Source organism: Tardiphaga sp. (genome assembly GCF_028290495.1).
Classification (GTDB): domain Bacteria; phylum Pseudomonadota; class Alphaproteobacteria; order Rhizobiales; family Xanthobacteraceae; genus Tardiphaga.
Window position 1 is genome coordinate 1 of the sequence record NZ_JAQGJT010000167.1, and the last position, 22,995, is coordinate 22,995.

At 63.1% G+C, this 22,995-nt stretch carries 20 protein-coding genes and 1 pseudogene; 9 read left to right on the forward strand and 12 right to left on the reverse strand.

The annotated features are described in order from the left end of the window. Positions 1–133: 133 nt before the first annotated feature. Genes JWQ24_RS25065 through JWQ24_RS25090 form a run of 6 tightly spaced genes read right to left on the reverse strand, consistent with a single transcriptional unit; the run spans position 134 to position 7,568 of the window. Positions 134–979 (reverse strand): ABC transporter ATP-binding protein, encoded by an 846-nt coding sequence (locus tag JWQ24_RS25065; protein WP_299814085.1) that lies wholly within the window; start codon positions 977–979, stop codon positions 134–136. Positions 980–989: 10 nt separating this feature from the next. Continuing rightward, complete coding sequence (locus tag JWQ24_RS25070) at positions 990–2,423, reverse strand: amidohydrolase family protein (RefSeq protein ID WP_299814090.1); 1,434 nt, start codon at positions 2,421–2,423, stop codon at positions 990–992. 22 nt (positions 2,424–2,445) lie between these two features. Beyond that, positions 2,446–4,038, reverse strand: a complete 1,593-nt coding sequence (locus JWQ24_RS25075) for an ABC transporter substrate-binding protein (protein ID WP_299814093.1) — start codon at positions 4,036–4,038, stop codon at positions 2,446–2,448. 27 nt (positions 4,039–4,065) lie between these two features. Continuing rightward, a complete protein-coding gene (locus JWQ24_RS25080) occupies positions 4,066–4,971 on the reverse strand; it encodes an ABC transporter permease (RefSeq protein WP_299814096.1) in 906 nt (301 codons plus the stop codon). After that, positions 4,968–5,909: an ABC transporter permease gene (locus JWQ24_RS25085; protein WP_299814099.1), complete on the reverse strand. Its 942-nt coding sequence runs from the start codon at positions 5,907–5,909 to the stop codon at positions 4,968–4,970. The genes JWQ24_RS25080 and JWQ24_RS25085 overlap by 4 nt, the downstream gene beginning before the upstream one ends. Positions 5,910–5,918: 9 nt before the next feature. Beyond that, positions 5,919–7,568 carry an amidohydrolase gene (locus tag JWQ24_RS25090; protein ID WP_299814102.1) on the reverse strand — a complete coding sequence of 550 codons (1,650 nt, stop codon included), beginning with the start codon at positions 7,566–7,568 and terminating at the stop codon, positions 5,919–5,921. A gap of 326 nt (positions 7,569–7,894) precedes the next feature. Between JWQ24_RS25090 and JWQ24_RS25095 the strand changes: the two genes are divergently transcribed. Continuing rightward, positions 7,895–8,479 (forward strand): cupin domain-containing protein, encoded by a 585-nt coding sequence (locus JWQ24_RS25095; RefSeq protein WP_299814105.1) that lies wholly within the window; start codon positions 7,895–7,897, stop codon positions 8,477–8,479. 68 nt (positions 8,480–8,547) lie between these two features. Continuing rightward, positions 8,548–8,649: pseudogene (locus JWQ24_RS25100) on the forward strand (NAD(P)-dependent oxidoreductase); the annotation flags it as partial. Positions 8,650–8,874: 225 nt separating this feature from the next. Here the strand turns inward: JWQ24_RS25100 and tcuB are convergent. Further along, positions 8,875–9,981 carry a tricarballylate utilization 4Fe-4S protein TcuB gene (gene tcuB / locus JWQ24_RS25105; protein WP_299814108.1) on the reverse strand — a complete coding sequence of 369 codons (1,107 nt, stop codon included), beginning with the start codon at positions 9,979–9,981 and terminating at the stop codon, positions 8,875–8,877. Further along, the gene (gene tcuA / locus JWQ24_RS25110; RefSeq protein ID WP_299814170.1) at positions 9,968–11,356 is read right to left on the reverse strand and encodes an FAD-dependent tricarballylate dehydrogenase TcuA; all 1,389 of its coding nucleotides are present in this window, start codon (positions 11,354–11,356) and stop codon (positions 9,968–9,970) included. The genes tcuB and tcuA overlap by 14 nt, the downstream gene beginning before the upstream one ends. Before the next feature lie 250 nt (positions 11,357–11,606). Here tcuA and JWQ24_RS25115 point away from each other — a divergent pair, with 250 nt between their 5' ends. Further along, positions 11,607–12,410 (forward strand): N-acyl homoserine lactonase family protein, encoded by an 804-nt coding sequence (locus JWQ24_RS25115; protein WP_299814110.1) that lies wholly within the window; start codon positions 11,607–11,609, stop codon positions 12,408–12,410. 63 nt (positions 12,411–12,473) lie between these two features. Then, on the forward strand, positions 12,474–13,157 hold the full coding sequence (locus tag JWQ24_RS25120; RefSeq protein ID WP_299814113.1) for a GntR family transcriptional regulator: 684 nt from the start codon (positions 12,474–12,476) through the stop codon (positions 13,155–13,157). Between the two features lie 183 nt (positions 13,158–13,340). Here the strand turns inward: JWQ24_RS25120 and JWQ24_RS25125 are convergent, their stop codons facing one another. From JWQ24_RS25125 to JWQ24_RS25140, 4 genes are all read right to left on the reverse strand, one after another. Next, a complete protein-coding gene (locus JWQ24_RS25125) occupies positions 13,341–14,930 on the reverse strand; it encodes a bifunctional aminoglycoside phosphotransferase/ATP-binding protein (protein ID WP_299814116.1) in 1,590 nt (529 codons plus the stop codon). Positions 14,931–14,997: 67 nt separating this feature from the next. Continuing rightward, positions 14,998–15,720, reverse strand: a complete 723-nt coding sequence (locus JWQ24_RS25130) for a CBS domain-containing protein (RefSeq protein WP_299814119.1) — start codon at positions 15,718–15,720, stop codon at positions 14,998–15,000. Positions 15,721–15,827: 107 nt separating this feature from the next. Next, positions 15,828–16,457, reverse strand: a complete 630-nt coding sequence (locus tag JWQ24_RS25135) for an alpha/beta hydrolase (RefSeq protein WP_299814122.1) — start codon at positions 16,455–16,457, stop codon at positions 15,828–15,830. Then, on the reverse strand, positions 16,454–17,389 hold the full coding sequence (locus JWQ24_RS25140; protein WP_299814125.1) for a ring-cleaving dioxygenase: 936 nt from the start codon (positions 17,387–17,389) through the stop codon (positions 16,454–16,456). Before JWQ24_RS25140 ends, JWQ24_RS25135 begins: the two co-directional genes overlap by 4 nt. A 117-nt stretch (positions 17,390–17,506) precedes the next feature. Here JWQ24_RS25140 and JWQ24_RS25145 point away from each other — a divergent pair, with 117 nt between their 5' ends. The 5 genes from JWQ24_RS25145 (at position 17,507) to JWQ24_RS25165 (ending at position 22,981) form a co-directional block, all read left to right on the forward strand. Continuing rightward, complete coding sequence (locus JWQ24_RS25145) at positions 17,507–18,403, forward strand: LysR family transcriptional regulator (RefSeq protein WP_299814128.1); 897 nt, start codon at positions 17,507–17,509, stop codon at positions 18,401–18,403. Between the two features lie 131 nt (positions 18,404–18,534). Further along, positions 18,535–19,551 (forward strand): formamidase, encoded by a 1,017-nt coding sequence (locus JWQ24_RS25150; protein ID WP_299814131.1) that lies wholly within the window; start codon positions 18,535–18,537, stop codon positions 19,549–19,551. 291 nt (positions 19,552–19,842) lie between these two features. Further along, positions 19,843–20,952, forward strand: coding sequence for a BMP family ABC transporter substrate-binding protein (locus tag JWQ24_RS25155; protein ID WP_299814134.1), 1,110 nt, complete (start codon positions 19,843–19,845; stop codon positions 20,950–20,952). 26 nt (positions 20,953–20,978) lie between these two features. Continuing rightward, a complete protein-coding gene (locus tag JWQ24_RS25160) occupies positions 20,979–22,055 on the forward strand; it encodes an ABC transporter permease (protein WP_299814137.1) in 1,077 nt (358 codons plus the stop codon). Then, positions 22,055–22,981 carry an ABC transporter permease gene (locus JWQ24_RS25165; RefSeq protein WP_299814140.1) on the forward strand — a complete coding sequence of 309 codons (927 nt, stop codon included), beginning with the start codon at positions 22,055–22,057 and terminating at the stop codon, positions 22,979–22,981. Before JWQ24_RS25160 ends, JWQ24_RS25165 begins: the two co-directional genes overlap by 1 nt. The last annotated feature ends 14 nt before the right edge of the window (positions 22,982–22,995 follow it).

The window sequence follows — 22,995 nt, forward strand, 5'->3', positions numbered from 1 at the left end:
TGAGGCTCACGGCCTTCACGGCCGCGAAGGTGCCGCCGCCGGCCACGCGGAAGTTCTTGCTGACCTGGTCGAGCACCAGCAATGGCGGGCGAATAACCAGGGAGGGGGTGTCGGTGGGTGCCATGAAGAGTCGTCAGTCGGCCGAGGTCGAGAACTCGCCCTCGATGGTTTCGAAGCGGCCTTCGCTGTTGCGTGCCGCCTTGGCCGCCTTGATGAGGCCGGCCGTGTAGGCGTGCTGCGGGTGGCTGAACACCTCTTGCGTGGCGCCCGACTCCACGATGCGGCTGCGGAACATCACATAGACGCGTTCGCACTCTTCCCACACGACGCCCAGGTCGTGGCTGATGAGCAGCATGGCCATGCCCAGGCGTTGCCGCAGGTCGCGCAGCAGCGTGAGGATCTCGGCCTGTGTGGTCACGTCGAGCGCGGTGGTGGGCTCGTCGGCGATCAGCAAGGCGGGGCGGCAAGCCAACGCCATCGCGATCATCACGCGCTGACGCATGCCGCCGGACAGCTGGTGCGGATATTCATCGAAGCGCTGCTCGGGCGCCGGCATGCGGACCTTGTGAAGCGCCTCGATGGCTTCCGCGCGGGCTTCGCGGGGCGTGAGCTTCCGGTGTGCCCGCAAGGCCTCCATGATCTGGAAACCGACCGTATAGACCGGGTTGAGGCTGGTCATCGGCTCCTGGAAGATCATGGCGATGCGGTTGCCGCGCACGTCGCGTATCGCGCCGCGCGACAGCTTCGTCAGGTCCGTGCCCTCCAGCAGCACCTGGCCGCCGGTGATCTTGCCGGATGGTGGCACCAGCCCCATGATCGACAGCGACAGCATGCTCTTGCCCGAGCCGGATTCACCGACGATGCCGAGCGTCTTGCCGCGTTCGACGGTCAGCGAAATGCCGTCGACCGGTTTGACGTCGCCGTTGCGGGTGGAAAAGGCGGTGGTGAGGCCGCGGATATCGAGGATGGGTGCCGTCATGTGATCTCCATCAGGCCTGTGGGAAGGTCAGCGGAGAAATCTCCGTTAGTTTGCGCCTGGCCCAGTCGAGGCCGGGCACGCGCTCCTCTGCGCGGATTTGTGCTTCATGCACACGCGACGCGGCGGCAGGATAGTCCATGGTCTGCACCACGCCGTTCCGAACGACCTGGCGGCCATCGACATATACATGGCGCACGGCGCGTTCGGCGGCAGCGTAGATCAGGCTGCGAATGGGGTCGCGGTGCGGCTGCATCATCGGATGGTTGACGTCGACCATCACGATATCTGCCTTGCAGCCAACGTCGAGCTTGCCGATGTCTTCGCGGCCAAGAGCCTTGGCGCCAACGGTGGTGGCGGCCTCGAACAATCCGGTCGAATTCAGCCCGCGCGGATGCCCTGCCATCAGGCGGGAGACGATCGTGGCGTTGCGCATCTCTTCGATCATGTTGTGCGGATAGGTGTCGGTGCCCAGGGCCACTGCAATGCCGGCCTCGCGATAGCGGCCGACGTCCCGCAGGGCGATGCCACGGCGCATGAAGACGGTGGGACAGTGGGCAACGGTGGTTCCGGTTTCGGCCAGCAAGGCGAGATCGCGTCGTGTGTGCCACGGGGTCAGCGGATGGTCGTCGAGGAAGATGCTGTGGCCGACAAGACTGGTCGGGCCGAGCACACCGAGTTCACCCAGCCACTGGATCGGCGTAGTGCCATGGCGGCGGACGATTTCATGAAATTCCGAGACAGACTGTGCGGCATGGGTCTGCCACGGAATGCCGCGACGCTTGGCTTCGGCATAGCTGTCGCGCATCAGCGCCGGCGTGCAGGTGTCGATCTGCGCCGGGCAGGCCATGCCGGACAGCCGTCCCGACGGATGCGCTTCCGCGGCATCGATGATGGCGAACGCCTGGACCATGGCGTCCTCGCCGGCCTTCTCGTTCCATTCGTAGTCGACCAGCGTGCCGTTCGGCGTGAACCAGCGCGCGGATTTGAACATCGGCGCCAGGCAGACCCGCATTCCGCTTTCGGCGGCAAGGTCGACCCATTGCGGATGCGCGATCGAGAGGTCGGCGACGGTGGTCACACCGGACAGCAGCAATTCGGAATAGGCCACGCGCACGCAATCCGGTACGCCTTCCGGATCAGGGCGCAGCAGCGGCATGTATTCGTAGAGCGAAGAATTATAGAGCCCCGGCGAGCCGATCTCGTCGAGGAACCCCTTATTGAGCGGCTCGCTGGAGGGATGCGAGTGGATATTGACCAGTCCGGGCATCACCATGAAGCCGCGGCCGTCGATTGTCTCGACGGCCTCGCCTTCATAGTTGCGACCTGCAAACACGATCTTACCGCCGTCGAAGGCGACATCGCCACCGCTGACATAGGTGTGGCTCGTCCGGGTGTTGTCCCAGACGACGACATAGTCAGCGTTGCGAATGACCGTGATCGGCATGGCAATACTCTCCGTTTGCGCCTTAGCGCTTCAGTTTGATGTCGAGGCCCTTGTAGAGTCCCGCGCCGTAGATGCCGTGGGGGCGGACGCCTTCGACACGATCGGTGGAAACCACCCACACCGGCTGCGACACCAGCGGCACCCAGATATTGGCAGCGGTGAGCTGACGCTGCGCGTCTGCCGTTGCCTTCTGGCGGGTCGCGTCGTCGGTCGCATTCGCTGCGGCCTTGAGGAGCCTGTCGGTTTCCTCGTTCTTCCAGTTCATGCGGTTGGGCGTCGGCGCCTGCGTACTCCTGAAATACAGGCTCATGGCTTCATTTGCCGTCACGTAGGGGTACGACAGGATGAAGGCGTCGAATTCCTGAGTGGCAAGCTTGCCCCATGCGACCGTTGCGTCCCACAGTTGGATCTTGAGGTCGATGCCGACCTTGCGCACGTCGGCCTGGATGGCTTCCATCATCCGCGTATTGATGTCGTGGCGGATACCGTAGACCGTCAGGCTCGCCTTGACGCCATCTTTCTCGCGGATTTTGTCCGGGCCCAGTTTCCAGCCGGCCTTTTCAAGGATGGCCGCAGCCGCCTCGGGATTGTATTTCGGCATCAAGCTCTCAGAGCCCTTGTCGAAATCGCGGACGTTGGGGTTGAGCAACGTGTGCAGCGCGGACGCCTTGCCGAAGAACACCGCCTTGGTGATGGCGTCCTTGTTCACCGCCGCATTGAAGGCTTCGCGCAGCGCGGGATCGTTGACCACGGGCTTGTCGACTTTGAAGCCCATATACAGGTCGTAGAGATAGTTCTTCTGCTGCTGCACCTGCATGCCGGGCACGCGCTGTAGCGTGTCGATGGCGAAATAGGGCAGGTAGTAGCTGATATCGGCCTGCTTGGACTGCAAGGCAGCCATCAGCGTGTTGGATTCCGGAATCACGCGCCAGATGATCTGGTCGACCTGCGGCTTCGGATCCTTGTAGATCGGCGAACCCCAAGAATAATTCGGATTCTTTTTCAGAACGAGCTCCTGGCGAGGCGTCCAGCTGGTCCAGCAATACGGACCCGTGCCGTTGAAGCCCTGTACGCCGAAGTTCTGGCCAAGCTTCTCGACGGTGTTCTTGTCGACGATGGAAGTGAAGGACAGTGCGAGCTGGAACACCAGGTCGCTGTACGGTTCGTTGAGCTCGTAGACGACGGTCTGCGCGTCGGGTGCCGTGATGTCCTTCACCGAGCCGGCGCGGAAGGCAGAGGACGAGCGGCTGGCGGGATCGATCAGGCGCTTGAGCGAATAGACGACGTCATCCGCAGTCATCGGACGCTCATCGCAGAACTTGACGCCGTTTTTGATCTTGAAGGTGTAGGTTTTGCCGTCCGGCGAGACGGTCCACGATTCCGCCAGGCCTGGCTTGACGGTCTTCATGTCGAAATCGAGCGACAGCAGCGTATCCGCCATCATGTACAGAACTTCGGCGGCGGCAATCGAGGAGGACCGGATCGGATCGTAGTTGTCCGCGTCGATACTGCGCAGAATGACCAGAGGGGCCTTCTGCTGGGCGAGCGCGGGCGCTGCACTGAGGCCAAGGAGCGTGGTGCTGGCCAGCAGCGCGGCGGTCAGGGATCGGATCATGTCAGTCCTTTTGGGTTGCATGGAGAACTACTTGTGGAACCGGGGGTCGAGAGCATCGCGCAGCGCATCGCCGAGCACGTTGAAGGCCAGCACGATGATGAAGATCACGATGCAAGGCAGTACGGAGACGTGCGGCGCGAAGAACAGGAACACGCGTCCATCCGAAGCCATCGCGCCGAGTTCTGCGGTCGGCGGCTGGGCGCCGAGACCGATGAAGGAGAGCGCGGCGCCGAGCAGGATGACCTGACCGAAACGCAACGTCACGAAGACGAAGATCGGCGACAGGCAGTTCGGCAGCAGATATTTGCGGATCAGGCGAAAGTCGCTCATCCCGAGGGACCGTGCGCTCTCGATATAATCCTGCTGCAGCACGACGATGGCTGCGCCGCGGACGACACGGGCCATCAGCGGCACGGTGGCGACCGAAAGCGCCACGATCACCGAAGTCATGCCCGGCCCGAAGATGGCGGCGATGGCGAGGCCGAACAGGATCGCCGGGAACGACAGCAGCACGTCCATCAGCCGCATGAGGATGCCGGAGACGCTGGTGTAAAAAGCCGCGACGAAGCCGACGATGCCGCCCAGGACGCAACCGATGACGACCGAAACCGTGCTCATGTAGAGCGTGGTGCGCAGGCCGTAGAGCAGACGCGTGATCATGTCGCGGCCCTGCCCATCGGTGCCGAGCAGACCGTGTTCGCCGGGCGCTTTCAGCGTGTTGACGAGGTCGCTGCCGTAGGGATCGCTCTGCGCCAGCCAGGGTGCAAAGACAGCGGCAAAGATCACGGCGCAGACGAGAACAAGAGAGATGCAGCCGCCCCAATCGGAAACGATCAGCGCCAGCGTGGATTTGCGGCTGACGCCCATCTCATTGAGGGACGCCGCCACGGGGACGGTGGCGATTGCAGGCTGTGTTTGAGCTAGGTCGGTCATGCGCCCCTCACGCGCGGATCAAGCACCGCATAGAGAATGTCGACGATCAGGTTCACGAGAATGAAGCCGAGGGAGAGGATGATGATCGTTCCCTGTGCCATCGGCAGATCGCTGGAAAGGATGGAGCCGACGGCCAGGCGGCCGATGCCGGGCCAGCTGAATACAGTCTCGGTGACCACGGCGCCGCCGAGCAGAAAGCCGATCTGCAGGCCAATCAGCGTCACGACAGGCACAAGTGCGTTACGCAGGGCGTGCCGCAGCACGACGACGGCTTCCGACAAGCCCTTGGCGCGTGCGGTCCGTACGTGATCGGCGCCGAGCACGTCGAGCACGGCCGAACGCGTCATGCGCGCGACCGGGCCAATAAACACGCCGCCGAGCGTCACCGCGGGCAGGACGATCGCCATCAGCCCTTCCGTCGTCCACAGCGGACCGCCGCGGCCGGTGAAGGGGAAGATCGGATACTGGAATCCGAGCAGCCAGATCAGCGCAAGACCAACGAAGAACACCGGCACCGACACGCCGGCAACCGAGAAGGCCATCACGGTGCGATCGAAGATCGTGCCGCGGAAGTAAGCGCCGATGGTGCCAAGTGCGAGGCCGAGCGGGATGGCCCAGACGAGTGACGCCAGCATCAGCTCCAGGGTGGGGCCGATCGTGTTGCCAAGTTCCTCGGTGACAGGGAGGTTGTTGATGATCGAGACACCGAGATCGCCTTGCAGCAGACGCCAGATGTAGACAGCGAATTGCCACCACAACGGCTGATCGAGGCCGAGATCCGTGCGGATCGCGTCGAGCACCTCTTTCGTTGCCGTCGGTCCCGCGCGAACGATGGCCGGATCGGTCGGCACCACCTGCATCAGGAGGAAGCCGACCAGAAGAACCCCGAACAGAACGGGGATGGCGAGAAGAATTCGTTGGACTGCGTGGCGCAGCATATCGCGCTCCTATTCGGCCGCGACGGCGATTTGGCCGAGTCTGTCGAACACGACTTCACCACCAAGAATCGTCAGGTCGCAGCGGGTGTCCTTCTCGACCACTTCCGGAGCACAGGTGAAAATGTCGTGGCTGAGCACCGCGATATCCGCCAGCTGTCCCGGCACGAGACGGCCGACGCGCTCTTCGGCAAACTGCGTATAGGCGCCAAAGTACGTGTAGGCATGGATCGCTTCCGCCATCGACAGCTTCTGGGCTTCGCCCAGAACCGTGTGGCGGTTCGACATCCGGGTCGTCATGGTGAAGAGATTCTTGAACGGATCGGTGGTCGAGACCGGGGCATCCGAGCTGGCGGCCGGATGCAGGCCTGCGTCGAACCACTTGCGCATCGGATAGCCGACGTCGGTGCGCTCCTGGCCGAGATTGACGATGTAGAGATCGCCGAACTCATACATGAACACGGGCTGCGGCACGGGATCGATGCCGGCGGCTGCCATGCGCGCGATCTGGCTGTCGCTGAGGAAGCCGCAATGCTCGATGCGGTGGCGGCGGCCGAGGATCGGGTTTTCCGGCGTGTCGGCCTTCTCGATGCCGGACAGTACCTGCTCGATGGCGGCATCGCCGATGGCGTGGATGGCGAGCTGGTAGCCGAGGCCGTGATAATGCGCGAGGTAGTTGTGCATCTGCTCGTCCGTGTAGCAAAAGATGCCGCGATTATCGGGGGCGCCGACGAGATAGGGCTCGCTCATCGCGGCGGTGAGGCCGCCGGCGCTGCCGTCGCCAAACACCTTCATCGCGCCGTAGCGCAGCATTCCGACTTCGCGACCGAAACGATAGCCGGCCGCGTGGGCCTGATCGCCGATGCCGTCGGTGTTGCCGTAAATGCAGACCCAGGTGCGCAGCGGCAGCGTGCCGTCCTTGGCCATAGCCTCATAGACTTCAATTTCGTCCATGCCAGCGGCCATGCCGACGGCGGCGTCCATCACGCTGGTGAAGCCCTGCGACAACATGAAGCGTCCGGCGCGATCGATCGCGCCGCGCAAATCTTCCTTGCTCGGGCGGGGGGCTGCGTCGACGATCAGGCGCAGGGCGCGCTCGGCCAAAAGCCCGGTCAGCTTGTTGTCGCGGCGTTCGATCAGGCCGCCATCCGGTGACGGCGTGTTGTGGCCGATGCCGGCCTCGCGCAGCGCCGCGGTATTGGCAACGGCGACGTGGCCGCAGGTACGTACGAGATAGACCGGATTATTAGGCGCGACCTTGTCGATTTCTTCGGCGGTCGGATGACGGCGCTCGGCGAGTTCGTTGTGGTCGTAGCCGCGGCCCTTGATCCATTCGCCGGGCTTCGCGGTCTTGGCGCGCTCGGCGACGCGGCGCAGGATCTCGCTGATCGAGTTGGCGCCAGTTTCTGGCCGCAGGTTGATCTGGCTCATGTTGAGCCCGTAGGGCAGAAGATGCATGTGCGCATCGTTCAGCCCGGGGACCGCAACGCGGCCGGCGAGATCAATCACGCGCGTATCAGGTCCCGCCAGCTCGGCGATGGAGTCCGCGCTGCCCGTCGCGATCACGCGGCCTGAGGCCACGGCAATAGCTTCGACGAAACCTTCATTGAGGCCGCAGAACACACGGCCTCCGGTCAGGATGAGGCTTGGTTTTTCGATCACTGGACGTCTCTTTTTGTTGAAATAACGCCATTCGGCGTTTGGCGGCGCGGCGAGCGGTGAACAGTTTTTCGCGTCTACCGTTGGCGGTGGCGATGTCCTGTACGGCTCGATGATTTTAAGTGCAGCGATTCGATCGCGCTGTGCACTCGAACCCGCTGGATAATTGTCTCGATGGTCGTTACCTATTTTAATTCGATGGGCAGCGTCTAAAACGGTACGCTTAAAATATTGAGCAGTGCAAGGCCGCAGTTTTGGCACCGCATGCCGGATGGTCAAGCAATTTGCCAATTATTTCATCCGACGAATACCAGAGATTGGTGTGACAGATGGACTTCGATGTTGGCGTGCGTCTCAAGGAAATCAGGGTTGCGGCGGGACTGTCGCAGCGCGATCTCGCTACCCGCGCCAAAGTGCCGCACGGTTTGATATCTCTGATTGAGCGAAACAAAAGTAGCCCGTCGATCGCGTCGCTGCGCAAGATCCTCGGCGGCATTTCGATGACGATGGCGGAGTTTTTCAAGGAAGACCGGCAGCCGCGGGACAAGATCTTCTTCGAGCCCAGCGAGCTGATTGACCTTACTTCAAGGCTGCATCGCGTCAGCGGTGGCAAAGCCGGGGGTGCCGGGCGTCTCACGCTGCGACAAGTCGGCGATGCCCACGCGAACAATCTTCAGATACTCCATGAACGCTACGAGCCCGGCGCGGACACCGGCGACGTCATGCTTGAGCATCGTTCGCACGAAGGCGGTGTGGTGATTTCCGGTCGGCTGGAGATCACCGTCGGCAGCCAGACGAAAATTCTCGGCAGCGGGGATGCCTATCTGTTTGATAGCCGCACGCCGCACCGGTTTCGCTGCGTCGGCGATCAGATCTGCGAAGTCGTCAGCGCCTGCACGCCGCCCTATCTCTGAGCCCTAGCGGGCCGATTTGGCTATTATTTTGAGCGGCAAGCATGTCGAGGCGGTGTGCGACGGCCCCGATGGCCTGCTCAGCCGTGCCGAGGGGCGCAGACCATGCCGACGCGCCGATTGTGCGGACGCGACAGGCCGCTGAAGAAGGCACGCTTAGAGTCATGGTCGGCGCCGATGATCCGGTCTTCAAGAAGCTGCAGCCGCTGATCGCTACCTGCGCCACCGATATCCGGCTCGAGGGCGCGGAGCTCGCCGACCGGCTGCTCGGGGAAGCCACCGATGCCGGCTACGGCGATCTTTACTGGCCGGTGCTGGCGCGGATCATCCAGGCTGCGCATTCAGGCGGCCAGGATATCACGCTCCGGTCCAAGGTTGACGGCATCTCTACGGGATCGTCAGTGCCCGGCGAGTTCACGCCGCTCCTTGGCGTAACGCACCAGCGCCACGAAGCGGTAGAAGCCGTGGACGAACTTGCCATACGGCATGGTGACGAACAGCGAGAACACGATGCCGATGTGCAGCGCCAGCAGCAGGCCCATCGCCGGCGTGGCGCGCAGCACCAGCAGCAGCAGGCCGGTGAGGCTGGTCATGAACAGCATTGCCAGGAACGCCGTGTCCATGCCGTATTTCTTCTTGTCCTGCAGGATCGGGTCGCGGCGGTGTTTCGCGCGCCACAGCCCGATCGGCCCGACGACCAGACCAAGGCCGCCGATCGTGCCGAGCAGCACCGGCAGGTCGTACCACGGGTAAGGCGCTTCCATCCGCAGCAGATAGTGATAGCCGGTCGCCGACAGCGTCGAGGCAAAGCACAGCATGAAGCCGTAGAAGGTGAAGTGATGATAGAGCCGCCGGTTGTCGGTCGGCTTCTCGTCCTCGTTCATGCAGCCGACGCCGCCGCCATCGAGATAGCGCAAAGTCGATGCGTCCTTCATCGCCTGCCAGACCGAGGTCGGTTCGACCAGCGTGCCGGCGGGCTCGCCGATATCGCGCCAGAAATTGCGCACGCCCATCGCCATCGCCACAGCCATGTAGAGGAAGGCTGCGCCGAAGAGCGCAGCCATAGCGTTGTGCGGCATGAATTTATAGAATGAGCCCGGCCCGCTATGCGCGCCGAACAGCACACCGGCGTCGTTGAACGCAGCGAAGCCGATGATGAAACCGGCGACGCTGAGCGCTGCTACGATGCTGATCACCAGACCGTTGCGCTGAAACGTGCCGGACAGGAATTGCGGCCAGGCATATTGTTCGTAGGATTCGTTGCGAACCTGCGCCAGCACCGCGGGCACGTTGACGTTGAACTCGTGCGGCGGCGAGAACTGGCAATCATAATAGCAGGCGCCGCAGGAGTGGCAGAGATTGGCGAGATAATTCAGATCGCCGTCGGAAAAAGCCCGGCGCATTTCCATCGCCGGAAACACCGCACAGATGCCCTCGCAATAACGGCAGGAATTGCAGACCGTCATCAGCCGGTCGGCTTCGGTGAGGGCGTTAGTTGCGTGCATATTTGGCTGCTCCCCGTCCGGCGGCGCGGCCGAATACGCTTCCGATGGTCATGCCGATGCCGGCGGCATAGCCCTGCCCCAGCACATTGCCGGCCATGATCTCGCCGGCGGCGAACATGTTCACGGCCTGCTTGCCGTCCGCCATGATCATGCGGGCCTCCTTGTTCACCTTGACGCCGAGATAGGTGAAGGTGATGCCCGGCCGAACCGGATAGGCATAAAATGGCCCCTGCTCGATGCGCCGCGCCCAGTGAGTCTTGGCCGGCGTAAGGCCGGCGGTGGCGCAATCGTCGGGGTTATGGGGATCGAACGTGCCGGGCTGCACGGCGGCGTTGAAGCCGTTGACGGTTTCCGACAGTTTGGCCGGGTCGAGTTCGAGCAGGCCCGCCAGTTCCTCGATGCTGTCCGCCTTGATCGGCGGAAACAGCGACGGCATGAACAGGCTCAGCGAGCGCGCATCAAAAATGATGTAGGCAATCTGGTCCGGCTGCGCCGCGACCAGGCGGCCCCAGATCGCATAGCGCTTCGGCCAGATGTCCTCGCCCTCATCATAGAAGCGCTTGCACTCCTTGTTGACGACGATGCCGTAGATCACGCAATCGAGCCTTGTGATGATGCCGCCGTCGAATTTCGGTGCGCGCGCGTCGATGGCGACGGCGTGGCATTGCGTGACGTCGCCGATCTGCTTCACGTCATGATCGATCAGCATCCGCAGGATGGTGCCGCGGTTGTACGGCGTGCCGCGGATCAGGAAATTCTCGGCGATCTCGCCCCAGCCTTCCTTCAGCCATTCGATATTGGCCTCGAAGCCGCCGGATGCCGCCACCAGCGCTGCGGCGCGAACCTTGCGCGGGCCGGACGCGTCATGGACCGTGGCCGACAGGAACATGCCGTCCTCGATCTCCAGTTCGGTCACTTCCGCATCGTAGCGCACCTCGACGCCGAGTTTCTCCGCCGTGAGATACAGCGCATTGAGCATCGAGCGGCCGCCGCCGAGGAAGAATGAATTGGTGCGGCCGAGCGAGAGCGTGCCGCCGAGCGAGGGTTGGAAGCGCACGCCCTGATCGACGATCCAGGTCAACATCTCCTTGGACTCGGCGATCATGTGCCGCGCCAGTTCTTCGTCGGTATGGCCTTGCGTGACGCGCTTGAGGTCTTCCCAGAACTCGTCTTCGGTGTAGGGACCGGTGAGAATCTCGGTGGCGCTGTCATGGGCGCAACGCATGTTGCGCGTGTGCCTTGTGTTGCCGCCACGGTAGAAATGCGGCGCGCCTTCCAGCACCAGCACCGATGCGCCACCGCGCCGCGCTGCAATCGCGGCACATAATGCGGCATTGCCGCCGCCGATCACCAGCACGTCGTAGCGCTCCAGCAGGTCGAGATCGCCGCGCATCATCGAAGCGGAGGGCTTGGCAGGTTCTGAGCTCATGCGTCGGCTTTCACGGACCAGTTGGGCGGCGCGCCTGCTCGGACGGTAGCCGGGATGCTGACCTGCACCCCGGCATTTGCATGCGGCGAAAAACAAATGTATACATAAAAATACAAAAGTCCAGAAAAAAGGACGCGTCGGGGTAACGGGCAGCGAGCTGGCCGTTCCGCCAGATGCGCAATAATGGAGGCGGCCCGTGGCATATGAACTGTTCGCGCTAAAATATGCGGAGTCCGATCTGGCGCGGCCGCGCCATGAAAACTTCGTCGGGATGAAAGACGATCCCCATGAGGGGCCCCTGCCGCTGTTCTTCTACGTCTGGGTGGCGGTCGGTCATGGCCGCGTGGTGCTGATCGACACCGGCGCCGATCAGGCGGTATGCGAGGCGCGGGGCCACCGTTTCTTCAAGTCGCCGGCCGATCTGCTGCGCCTGATTGGCATTCAGCCCGAGGCGGTCGACACCATCATCTCGACGCATCTGCATTGGGATCACGCCGGCAATTTCGAGATGTTTCCCAACGCCACTTTCCACGCCTGCCCGCAGGAGATCGCCTTCGCCACGGGGCCCTGCATGTGCCACCGTTTCCTGCGCCGGCCCTATGATGTCGATAGGGTTTGCGATTTCGTCCGCATGGTCTACGCCGACCGCGTCACGTTTCACGACGACAGCGCGGAGGTCGCGCCAGGTCTGTTCATGCACCGTGCGCCGGGTCATACGCCCGGCCTGTGTTTTGCGGAGGTGCCGACCAAGCGCGGCAAGGTCGTGGTGGCGTCGGATACGATGCATTTCTACGACAACGGCGCGCTTGGAATCCCGTTTCCGGTGATCTCAGATATTACCGCCTACCTGCAATCGATAAAGCGGGTGATGGATTGCGCCGAAAGCGTCGATCACATGATTCCCGGCCATGACCCGAAGGTCATGGAGCTCTACCCGCCGGTCTCCGAACAAACCCGGGGTCTGGCCGTGCGCCTCGACGTGGCGCCGATAGCGCGATGAGGCGCCGTTGCGTGACGATTGCAGGATCGTGACGCGGCGGATGCGTCTGCGCGCAGAATGGAGATGTTGATGCCGCCGTCTAAAAGCCCGGTCATGCCCGCCCCCGAAGGTGAAGATCTGTCACGCGCGGAATACGCCTACGTCAGGATCAGGCAGGCAATCCGCGACGGCAACTTCAAACCGGGTCAGCGCATGCGCGAGACCGAACTGGCCGAGAAGTTCGCGGTCAGCCGGACGCCGATCCGCGAGGCGATACGGCGCTTGAGCGGCGAAGGCCTGATCGAGGACGTCGCAGGGCGCGGCCTGGCCGTCACCCAGTTCACGGTGGCGCAGGTGCGCGAGCTGTATTTCCTGCGCGCGGTGCTCGAGGGCGCGGCGGCGTCGCAGGCGGCGCAGTTTGCCTCGCCTTCGGAGATCAAGGCGATGGAGGAAATCCACGCGCTGTCGCGGTCTGCGGTCGATCAGCCCGGCGAAACGGCGCGATTGAATCTGCATTTTCACCGCGCGATCCACGCAGCGGCGCGAAACCAGTACCTCACCTCGGCGCTCGAGCAGCTCGCGGATTCGCTCTCGCTGCTGCCGGGAACCACCTTCGAGGTGCCGGGCCGGGCAGCCGTCGCATTAAACGAGCACCGCGACATCATCGCTGCGATCAAGAAGCACGACGTCGCGAAGGCCGAAGCGGCGGCGCGCAGTCATATCGCCATGGCCTGCGACACCCGGATCTCCATGATGTTTCGCAGTTGATCGCGGGCCCCCGGGGTCAATCGCGATCGTATCCGTGATTGCGAGGAGTTCTTGCGACGAAGCAATCCAGTCTCGCTTCGCTTGTGGCACTGGATTGCCGCGTCGCTGCGTTAAGGGGAATGCTGCAAGGCAGCTTTCCCAGACCTCGCAATGACGGGGAGAGAGCGCTGCGTATCGGATGCACTAACGATTTCGTAGAAGAGGCGTATCGTTCGTTGTCTCGCCCGTTCGCACACCCCGCGACTGCAATGCCTCGATCGCACCTTTGAGCGTCTGTTCAAACGATCCGTTCGCATCGACCGCGGGCCAATCGATCGGCCCCACGAGGAAGTCTTCCTGCTGGATGGCGACTGAAGCGGTCGCATCGGATGCATCATGGGTGCGTTGCGCGATCCGCGCCAGCCGGACGTCACGTTCGGCGGTCAGAAACAGCCCGGCATGGGCTGTCGTGACCGGTCCGGTCGCTGCGAAGGTCGCGCGTTCGCCTTCGCGCAGAAACGCCGCATCGAGAATAACGGAACAGCCCTGTGCGGCGGCGCGCTCGGCACCGTTCAGCATCGCCTCGTACACCCGTACGGTTACCGCCGGCGTATAGGCCGATGCTGGAAGCCGCTCGGTCTCAGGGACGCCGAACAGCTTCTTGCGGATGACGTCCGAGCGAAAGATCAGGGCGCCGGGCGCCGGCGCGAGCAGGGATGCAACGGCGCGCGACAGCGCGCTCTTCCCCGTGCCGGACAACCCGCCGACCGCCACCATAACGGGCGGTGCCGGTTGGATCAGCGAAATGGCGAGGTCGAAATAGTGCTTTGCGTTGTGCCACGCGGCATGACGGTGCGCTCCGGGCTGCTCGCTCTTCGTGAACAGGACGTTGGCGCGGATCGCGGCGCGCAGCGTGAGAAACAGCGGCACAAGCGATAGCGCATCGCGGTGGGCGTCGTCGCTTTCAGCCATGTAGCGGTTGAACAAGGTATTGGCGGCGGCGGCGTTGCCGTAGCGGATCAGGTCCATCAGCGGGAAGGCAAGATCGTAGAGAATATCGGTGGTGGCAATCGCTGGATCGAATTCGATGGCGTCGAACAACACGGGGGCATCGTCGATCAGCACGATATTGCCGAGATGCAGGTCGCCGTGACAGCGGCGAACGAAGCCCGTGGACGCGCGATCGCGAAGCAAGCCTTGGCAGGCGGCCAGATCGTCGTGACACCTTGCATCGAGCAGATCGATGCTCGACGCGGCGAGGCCTTCGACGGCGCGAAACCTCTTGGTGTTTCCGTCGATGATATCCGTGATGGACGAGATCCAGTTCGCGCCGTCCACCGCCTGCTCGCGTGCATGCGCTGCGAGGATGACATCGGCGAGCGCGGTGGCGGTTTCAGGGGCTATTTCCTGCCGGCTCACGAGGTGGTCGAGGCCTTGCGTCTCGTCGAAGCGTGACATCTCCACCGCCCACTCCACGGGCGCGCCGTCGCCATCGACTGCAAACCCGTCCGCTTCACGGGTGATCGGGACTACCCGGTGGTAGAGTTGCGGGGCAAACGGCCGATTGACCCGGAGTTCTTCCTCGCAGGCGTTTCGGCGTCGATCGAGTGTCGAGTAATCCAGGAAAGGAAGCCGAACTCCGCGCTTGATTTTTAGCGCGCGGTCGCGGCCGAGGAAGACGATGGACGCATGGGTATCCACGCGCTGCATGCCGGACTCGGCCTGATGCAAAAAGGCCAGCACGGCAGCCTGATCCACCAAGGCCGGTTCTCCATTCATGCCATCTATCGCCATCATCGTCCCGTCGCTGTTGCGATAGTTCGTAACAGCGACGCGATGTTCAAGCCACACGCCTCAGGGGTCAATGGACGTGCTTGATGTCCTCGGGAGATTCGACGTAGTAACCCGACCAGCTATCCACCAGACAGAGATGGTCGTGGACCTCCTTGACGCCCTCGGTATTCTCGGCGGCCACGATGGCAGCCCGGCGGGCGCGGTCTTCGCTGATCAGGCCGTGCAGGTGAACGACGCCGTTCCGCACCGCGACCTGCAGTCCGAGCGGCCGCCAGTCGGCCTTGGAGAAGGTACGCAGCAGCCGGTCGCAGATACGATCGTCATCCGCCGTCGGGTCGGGGATTTCGCGGGCCATGCTCGCGACGGTACGCAGCAGGTTGGATCGGGTGACGATCCCGACCAGTCGCTTGTTCCGGACCACCGGGATGCGCTTGATGCTGTTGCGCTCCATCAGCGAGACAATCTCTTCCAGCTCGGTGTCTTCGCCGACCGTGATGGGATTGCGGGTCATGATGTCTTCCACCGTGCGACCCTGCTCGGCAACGAAGTCGTCGGCGAGGCGCCCCGGGCTGGTGAAGAACTGCAGCCAGCGCGAGCGCCTGCGCTGCGTTCCGATCTCGGAGCGCCGCAGGAAATCGGCCTCTGACACAATGCCGACCAGTTCGCCGGGTGTGTCGATAACCGGAAGTCCGCTGATGTGATTCTCGAGCATGATGCTCGCGGCGGCCTGGAAAGAAGTCCCTGGTGTTACGGTGATCAAATTACGGGTCATGATCTGGTGAGCGCGCATGGATAGCCTCCCTCGTTCATGGCCTCCTGATAGCATTGGGTGGGCGGCAAATAGTTGATCTGACGCAAAATGACGCGGGTCCATCATCGATGGACCCGCGCCGCTTGCTATGGCAACGCCAGGGATTGCCGGGTTTCCAGCCACTGGCTGGCCACGGTGAGGTCGGCTTGCGATAGCTGATGCCCGACCGGCAGGGTGCGGTGATCGACCGCGGCACCGGCCTTTTCCAACATGGTCGCCAACCGCTGCGAATTGCTCGGCGGAATGATCGGGTCCGATTGCCCGGACACGATCAGCACCGGTTTGCCAGCGAGATCCACCTTCGGCGGCTTGCTGAGCGGCACCATGGCGCGCAGCAGCATCGCGCCCGCCAGTACCTCCGGCCGCAACAGCAGCATCGCCGCAGCGATGTTCGCGCCGTTGGAATAGCCGAGTGCGATGGGTGCAGCGAGATCGTAGCGCTGGCGTGCCTCAAGCACGAAATCCGCAAGCTCGTTGGCGCGCCGGATCACGTCGTCCTCGTCGAACACGCCTTCCGCCAGCCTTCGGAAGAAGCGCGGCATGCCGTGCTCCAGTACTTTCCCGCGTACCGACAGCAGCGAAGCGCCCGGTGCGATGGCTCCGCCGAGCGGCAGCAGGTCGTTCTCGTCGCCGCCGGTGCCGTGCAGTAGCAGGAGTGGCGTGGCCTCGCGCCGGTTGCCCGGCGCGAAGCGATGAATGTGGGACAGCTCGGTCATACGATTTCCCTTTCCAGCGACGGCAGTACCTTTTCGATTTCGACGCGGTGCTTCTCCAGGAAGGCCGGCAGTTTCAGGTGCTGGCCTAGCGATTCGACGGGTTCATCCACGGCGAAGCCGGGAATGTCGGTGGCGATCTCGAACAGGATGCCGCCGGGTTCGCGGAAATACACCGAGCGGAAGTAGTTGCGGTCTTTCTGCTCGGTCGGGTGCATGCCGTGCTTCTCGATCAGCTTGCGCGACATCTCGGCCTGGTCGGCGTCGTCCCTGGCGCGGAAGGCGACGTGATGCACCGAGCCCGCACCTTGCCGGCCCGGCAGGAAGCCGCCGGCCTCGTAGATATCGACAACGCCGCCGTTCACGGCGTCCGCCTTCAGCCGGATGATCGATCCCTCGCGCCCGGTTTCGGCAAAGCCGAACACGTCGGTGAGGATCGCGCTGGTCTTGGCCGCCTTCTCCAGCAGTAGCGTCACGCCATGAAAGCCGCGGATCGCGTGTTCGGCCGGCACGTCGCCATTGCTCCAGCCTGTCTCATCTTCCGCGCCGGCAATGCCGACCAGCGCCAGGCTCATGCCGTCCGGATCGGTGAACGGCAGCACGGATTCGCCAAAGCGCTTTTCGAGCGCCTCATGCGCAATGCCCTTCTCGATGAAGCGATGCGTCCAGTAGCCGAGCGAACGGGCCGGGACGCGAAACGCGGTCTGCTGGGTCTGGCCGACGCCGCTGCGACCGGGCGCGGCATTCTCCCACGGGAAGAAGGTGAGGATGGTGCCGGGCTGGCCGGCCTCGTCGCCGTAATAAAAGTGGTAGGTGCCGGGATCGTCGAAATTGACGGTCTTCTTGACGAAGCGCAGGCCCAGCGAACGGGTGTAAAAGTCGAAGTTCCGCGAGGCGTTACCGGCGATCGCGGTGACATGGTGGATACCTGACATGGTCGTTCTCCTGATGATGGAGGCGGCTTGCCTCCCGTTACAGGGATAATTGGGCGGCGTGGAAAATAAGACAATCCGGCCTTTCATGGCATCACTGTCTATGATTGGATGACAATCATGGACAAGCTCAGCAGCCTGCGCGCTTTCGTCAAAGTGGTCGAACTCGGCAGTTTCTCCGAGGCCGGGCGGCAGATGCGGCTGTCGCGTTCCGCAATCTCGAAATATGTCAGCGAGCTGGAACAGAGCCTCGGCGTGCAATTGCTCAACCGCACGACGCGGCACGCCAGCCCGAACGAAAACGGTCAGGCCTATTTCGAGCGCGCGCTCGCGGTGCTGGCCGATCTCGACGCCGCCGATCAGGCCGTAGCCCAGGCGCAGGCGACGCCGCGCGGGCTCTTGCGGGTCAATGCGCCGATGTCGTTCGGCACGTTGCAACTCGGTCCGGCGTTGGCCGATTTCATGGCCGACTATCCGGAGTTGCAGATCCATCTCGTGCTGTCCGACGACCAGCTCGATCCGATGCAAGGCGGCTTCGATGTCACGCTGCGGATTGCCGATCTGGAATCCTCCAGCCTGATCGCGCGAAAGATTATCGGCATCGACCGGGTGATCTGCGCTTCGCCGGACTATCTCGCGCAACATGGCGAACCGGTCACGCCGGCCGAACTACGCAAACATGCGCTGCTGACCTACGGCTTCCTGCTCACCGGCAACCAGTGGAAGCTGACCGGCGCGGATGGCGACCACTGGATCCAGCCGAGCTGGAACCTGTGCGCCAACAACGCCGAGGTGCTGCGTGACGCCGCCATCGCGGGGCGCGGCGTCGCGCTGCTGCCGACCTTCATCGCGGGACAGGCGCTGCGCGACGGCGCGTTGCAGAGCTTTCTCGCGAACTACAAGGCGCCACCGCTGTCGCTCTACGCGATCTATCCGCCGACGCGGCACCTTGCCGTGAAGGTGCGGCTGCTCATCGATTTTCTGGTGGCGCGCTATACCGCGCAGTGTGGCTGGTAATTTGCATGCCGAATGCAGACACCTGCCCCGGTTAAACCGCGTAGCCCGCGGTCTTGTAAATCGGGGCGCCTGAAACAGGCTCGCGTGGTCACGCTGCGGCGGATTGTGCAGGCCGCTTGCAAGGAGCTGCAATGAACGGACTTGGCGGACTGAACAAATCGCCGGAAGGCGTTGTCATAGGGCTGGTGCAGCTGCAATTGCCTGTCGTCGTCACGCCGCAGGATCTGGTGCGGCAGACCGACCGCATCGTCTATATGGTCGGCAAGGCGCGGCGAAATCTCGGCACGATGGACCTCGTCGTGTTCCCGGAATATTCGCTGCATGGCCTGTCGATGGATACCAACCCGGAGATCATGTGCCGGCTCGACGGGCCGGAAGTCGCGGCTTTCAAGCAGGCGTGCATCGACAACCGGATCTGGGGCTGCTTCTCGATCATGGAGTTCAACCCGGACGGCAACCCGTATAATTCCGGGCTGGTGATCGACGACCTCGGCGAGATCAAACTTTACTATCGCAAGATGCATCCGTGGATTCCCGTCGAGCCATGGGAGCCCGGCGACACCGGCATTCCAGTGATCGACGGGCCGAAGGGCGCCAAACTGGCGCTGATCATCTGCCACGACGGCATGTTCCCGGAGATGGCGCGCGAATGCGCCTACAAGGGCGCGGAGATCATGCTGCGTACGGCGGGCTACACCGCGCCGATCCGCGATAGCTGGCGCTTCACCAACCAGGCCAACGCGTTTCAGAACCTGATGGTCACCGCCAATGTCTGCATGTGCGGTTCCGACGGCTCGTTCGATTCGATGGGCGAGGGCATGATCGTCAACTTTGACGGCAGCGTCATCGCGCACGGCACCACCGGCCGCGCCGACGAGATCATCACCGCCGAAGTGCGTCCCGACCTGGTGCGCGAGGCGCGGATCAACTGGGGCGTCGAGAACAACATCTACCAACTCTGGCACCGCGGCTACGTCGCGGTGAAGGGCGGCGCGATGGATTGCCCCTACACCTTCATGCAGGACATGGTCGCCGGGACCTACAAATTGCCGTGGGAAGATCAGGTCAAGGTCACCGACGGTACCTCTTGCGGCTTCTCCACGCCGACCCGGATGTTCGGCGCCAAGGCGGCGCGGGCGGCGGAATAAGGGCGGCTGGGATGGCCGGCGGCGCGCACGCCGCCGGCCATCCCAGCAACTACAACTGCTCAACTCAATTGCATACAACTGGCCATATGAGCCTAAAAGTTTATCATAGCTACAATTGCCCAGTTTTCGATCTGCCCACGACAAGTGTTTGAATTATAGCAAATTCAACTAGATAGCGGAGGTTGCCGAATTCCTGATCATTGGCACGATGCTTGCGATAGGTAGCAAGGGCAGCGCCGGGTCGGTGCCGCCGCGAACACAGCGGCGGTTCGCCCGCCAAGGGAGCAAGCAATGGATTTTGGCAAGATTTCACGGCGCCACCTGCTGCAAGGTAGTGGCGCGCTGGCGCTCGGTTCGGCGCTTGGCATGCGCAGCGCTTTCGCCGCCGATACCACGATCGGCTTCATCTATGTCGGGTCGCGCGATGACTACGGCTACAACCAAGCCCACGCGCTGGCCGCCGCAGCGCTGAAGAAGATGCCCGGCATCAAGGTGGTCGAGGAAGAGAAGGTCCCGGAAACCGACGCAGTCGAGAAGACCATCGAATCCATGATCAACCTCGACGGCGCCTCGCTGATCTTCCCGACCTCGTTCGGTTACTACAATCCGCACATGGTCAAGATGGCCAAGAAGTATCCGAAGGTCGTCTTCGAACATTGTGGCGGTCTGTGGAGCGACCAGGACCCGAAGAACGCCGGCAGCTACTTCGGCTATATCGACGAAGCCCAGTTCATCTCGGGCATCGTCGCCGGGCACACCTCGAAGACCGGGAGGCTCGGCTTCGTCGGCGCCAAGCCCATCCCGCAGGTGTTGCGCAACATCAACGCCTTCACGCTCGGCGCGAAACTGGCCAACCCGAAGGCCACGACGCAGGTGATCTTCACCGGCGACTGGTCGATGCCGGTCAAGGAGGCCGAAGCCACCAACAGCCTGATCGATCAGGGCGTCGATGTCCTGACCTGTCACGTCGACGGTCCGAAGACGATGGTCGAGAACGCTGCGCGCCGTGGCGCGATGGTGTGCGGTTATCACGTCAACCAGTCGCCGCTGGCGCCGAAAGCCTACCTCACCGGCGCAGAATGGAATTGGGAAGCGCTGTATCCCAAATTCCTCAAGATGATTGCTTCCGGCGAAGGCATCCCGAATTTCTATCGCGGCGGCCTCAAGGAAGAAGTCGTCAAGTGCTCGCCCTATGGTGAGGCGGTGTCGGCGGAAGCCCGCAAGCACGCGGACGACATCAAGGCGCAGTTGATGGCCGGTACCTACACGATCTGGAAGGGCCCCCTGATGGACAACAAGGGCAAGCAGGTGATTTCAGCCGGCACCGAGCGCGGCCAGAAGGATCCTGAACTGGAGAAGATGGACTACCTGATCGAGGGCGTGATCGGAGCGACTTCGTGACAGCTGGCGTTGGCGATTCCCTGGCCATGGACACCGTAAAACCGGCGAAATCGGGATTTCGCGAACGCCACGGTGGTACGATCGAATACATCGTGATCCCCGCGGGGGCGCTGATCGGCGCCCTCGCACTGTTCGGCGTGTTCGTCGCTTTGTTCGGCAAGAACCCGCTCGATCTGTATTTCTATATGTACCAGGGCGCGTTCGGCACCTGGTTCTCATGGCAGAACACGTTGACCAAGGCGGCGCCCTTGATCCTCACTGCACTCTGCACGGCATTGCCGGCGCAACTGGGCATGGTGATCATCGGCGGCGAAGGCGCGTTGCTGATAGGCGCACTGTCCGCGACCTCGGCCGCGCTTTTGCTGCAGGCCGCGCCGCCGCTGGTCGTACAGCTCGGCATGGTGCTGGCCGGCGTCGGCGGCGGCGGATTGTGGATCGCGCTCGCCGGTGGGCTCAGGCACTACCGCGGCGTCAACGAAACCATCTCCAGCCTGCTGCTGGTCTATATCGCGCTGGCGGTTCTCAACCAGTTGGTCGAGGGCGTGATGCGCGATCCCGCGAGCCTCAACAAGCCGTCGAGCCGCGAGATCGGCGCCGTCAACATGATCGGCTCGATTCCCGGCACCGACGTGCATTGGGGATTCGTGTTCGGCGTTATCGCCGCGATCGCGTCCTACGTGCTGATCTATCACACGGTGTTCGGCTTCGCCGCGCGGGTCGCCGGCGGCAATGTCCGCGCGGCAAAAATTGTCGGCCTCTCGGTCGGCAAGCTGATCATGGTCACCTGCTTCCTCGCCGGTGGCGCGGCCGGCCTCGCGGGCATGGTCGAGGTCGCCGCCGTGCAGGGCCGCACCAACGCGAATCTTGCCGCCGGCTACGGCTTTACGGGCATCCTCGTCGCGTTCCTGGCGCGGCATAATCCGCTGGCGATCATCCCGGTGGCGATCCTGCTCGGCGGCATCAGCGCGTCCGGGGGATTGCTGCAACGACGGCTCGGGCTGCCCGATGCCTCGGTGCTGGTGCTGCAAGGCATGATCTTCGTCTTCGTGTTGGCAAGCGATGCGCTGTATGGCCGGATCGGCTTCCTGAAAGGCAAATCCTGATGGCAGCCGGTGATATCGGATACTGGACGGTGCCGCTTGCGGTGCTTGGCGGCGCGATCCGCATCTCGACGCCGTTTCTGTTCGTCAGTCTCGGGGAATGCATCACCGAGCGTTCCGGTCGCATCAATCTCGGCCTCGAAGGCACGCTGGTGATGGGCGCGATGAGCGCTTACGGCATCTCCTATGTCACGGGATCGCCATGGCTCGGCGTGCTCGCCGCAGGATTCACCGGCGCGTTGCTCGGCGCACTCCATGCCGGCATCTGCTCGCTGCCGCGGGTCAACGACGTCGCCGTCGGCATCGCATTGATGCTGTTTGGAACGGGCCTCGCCTTCTACCTCGGCAAGCCGCTGATTGAGCCGACCGCGGCGCGCCTGCCGGCGATCGATTTCGGCTGGTGGACTGACATCCAGCAGCTGCGGCAGGCGCTGCGCATCAACGTGCTGTTCCTGATCGGCGTCGCGCTCGCGCCCCTTCTTTATTGGGCGTTCCGCACCACACGCTGGGGCCTGCTGATCCGCACCGCCGGCGAAAGCGCGGATGCGGCGCGCGCGATGGGCTATTCGGTGAACCTTATTCGCTTGCGCGCCACGATGTGCGGCGGTTTCCTCGCCGGTGTCGGTGGTTCGTTCCTGTCGCTGTTTTATCCCGGCAGCTGGAACGAAGGTCTCTCCAGCGGGCAGGGCGTCACCGCGGTAGCGCTGGTGATCTTCGCGCGCTGGGACCCGATGCTGTGCCTGTGGGCGTCGCTGGCCTTCGGTGGCGCGGCCGCACTCGGGCCGGCATTGCAATCGGTCGGCGTCACCGCCGGCTATCATCTGTTCAACGCCGCGCCCTACATTCTCACGCTGGTGATCATGATTATCACCTGTTCGCCGAAGCGCACGCTGACCGGTGCGCCCGCCGAGCTGTCGATTACGCGATAGAGGAGTTTGCCATG

Bases quoted from the DNA above. Each gene is read 5' to 3' on its own strand.
- JWQ24_RS25080 (WP_299814096.1), bottom strand. From the start codon at position 4,971: ATGACCGACCTAGCTCAAACACAGCCTGCAATCGCCACCGTCCCCGTG.
- JWQ24_RS25155 (WP_299814134.1), top strand. From the start codon at position 19,843: ATGGATTTTGGCAAGATTTCACGGCGCCACCTGCTGCAAGGTAGTGGC.
- JWQ24_RS25135 (WP_299814122.1), bottom strand. From the start codon at position 16,457: ATGACCGAGCTGTCCCACATTCATCGCTTCGCGCCGGGCAACCGGCGC.
- tcuB (WP_299814108.1), bottom strand. From the start codon at position 9,981: ATGCACGCAACTAACGCCCTCACCGAAGCCGACCGGCTGATGACGGTC.
- JWQ24_RS25075 (WP_299814093.1), bottom strand. From the start codon at position 4,038: ATGATCCGATCCCTGACCGCCGCGCTGCTGGCCAGCACCACGCTCCTT.
- JWQ24_RS25165 (WP_299814140.1), top strand. From the start codon at position 22,055: ATGGCAGCCGGTGATATCGGATACTGGACGGTGCCGCTTGCGGTGCTT.
- JWQ24_RS25160 (WP_299814137.1), top strand. From the start codon at position 20,979: ATGGACACCGTAAAACCGGCGAAATCGGGATTTCGCGAACGCCACGGT.
- JWQ24_RS25065 (WP_299814085.1), bottom strand. From the start codon at position 979: ATGACGGCACCCATCCTCGATATCCGCGGCCTCACCACCGCCTTTTCC.
- JWQ24_RS25140 (WP_299814125.1), bottom strand. From the start codon at position 17,389: ATGTCAGGTATCCACCATGTCACCGCGATCGCCGGTAACGCCTCGCGG.
- JWQ24_RS25070 (WP_299814090.1), bottom strand. From the start codon at position 2,423: ATGCCGATCACGGTCATTCGCAACGCTGACTATGTCGTCGTCTGGGAC.
- JWQ24_RS25130 (WP_299814119.1), bottom strand. From the start codon at position 15,720: ATGCGCGCTCACCAGATCATGACCCGTAATTTGATCACCGTAACACCA.
- JWQ24_RS25085 (WP_299814099.1), bottom strand. From the start codon at position 5,909: ATGCTGCGCCACGCAGTCCAACGAATTCTTCTCGCCATCCCCGTTCTG.
- JWQ24_RS25095 (WP_299814105.1), top strand. From the start codon at position 7,895: ATGGACTTCGATGTTGGCGTGCGTCTCAAGGAAATCAGGGTTGCGGCG.
- JWQ24_RS25125 (WP_299814116.1), bottom strand. From the start codon at position 14,930: ATGGCGATAGATGGCATGAATGGAGAACCGGCCTTGGTGGATCAGGCT.
- JWQ24_RS25150 (WP_299814131.1), top strand. From the start codon at position 18,535: ATGAACGGACTTGGCGGACTGAACAAATCGCCGGAAGGCGTTGTCATA.
- JWQ24_RS25120 (WP_299814113.1), top strand. From the start codon at position 12,474: ATGTTGATGCCGCCGTCTAAAAGCCCGGTCATGCCCGCCCCCGAAGGT.
- JWQ24_RS25145 (WP_299814128.1), top strand. From the start codon at position 17,507: ATGGACAAGCTCAGCAGCCTGCGCGCTTTCGTCAAAGTGGTCGAACTC.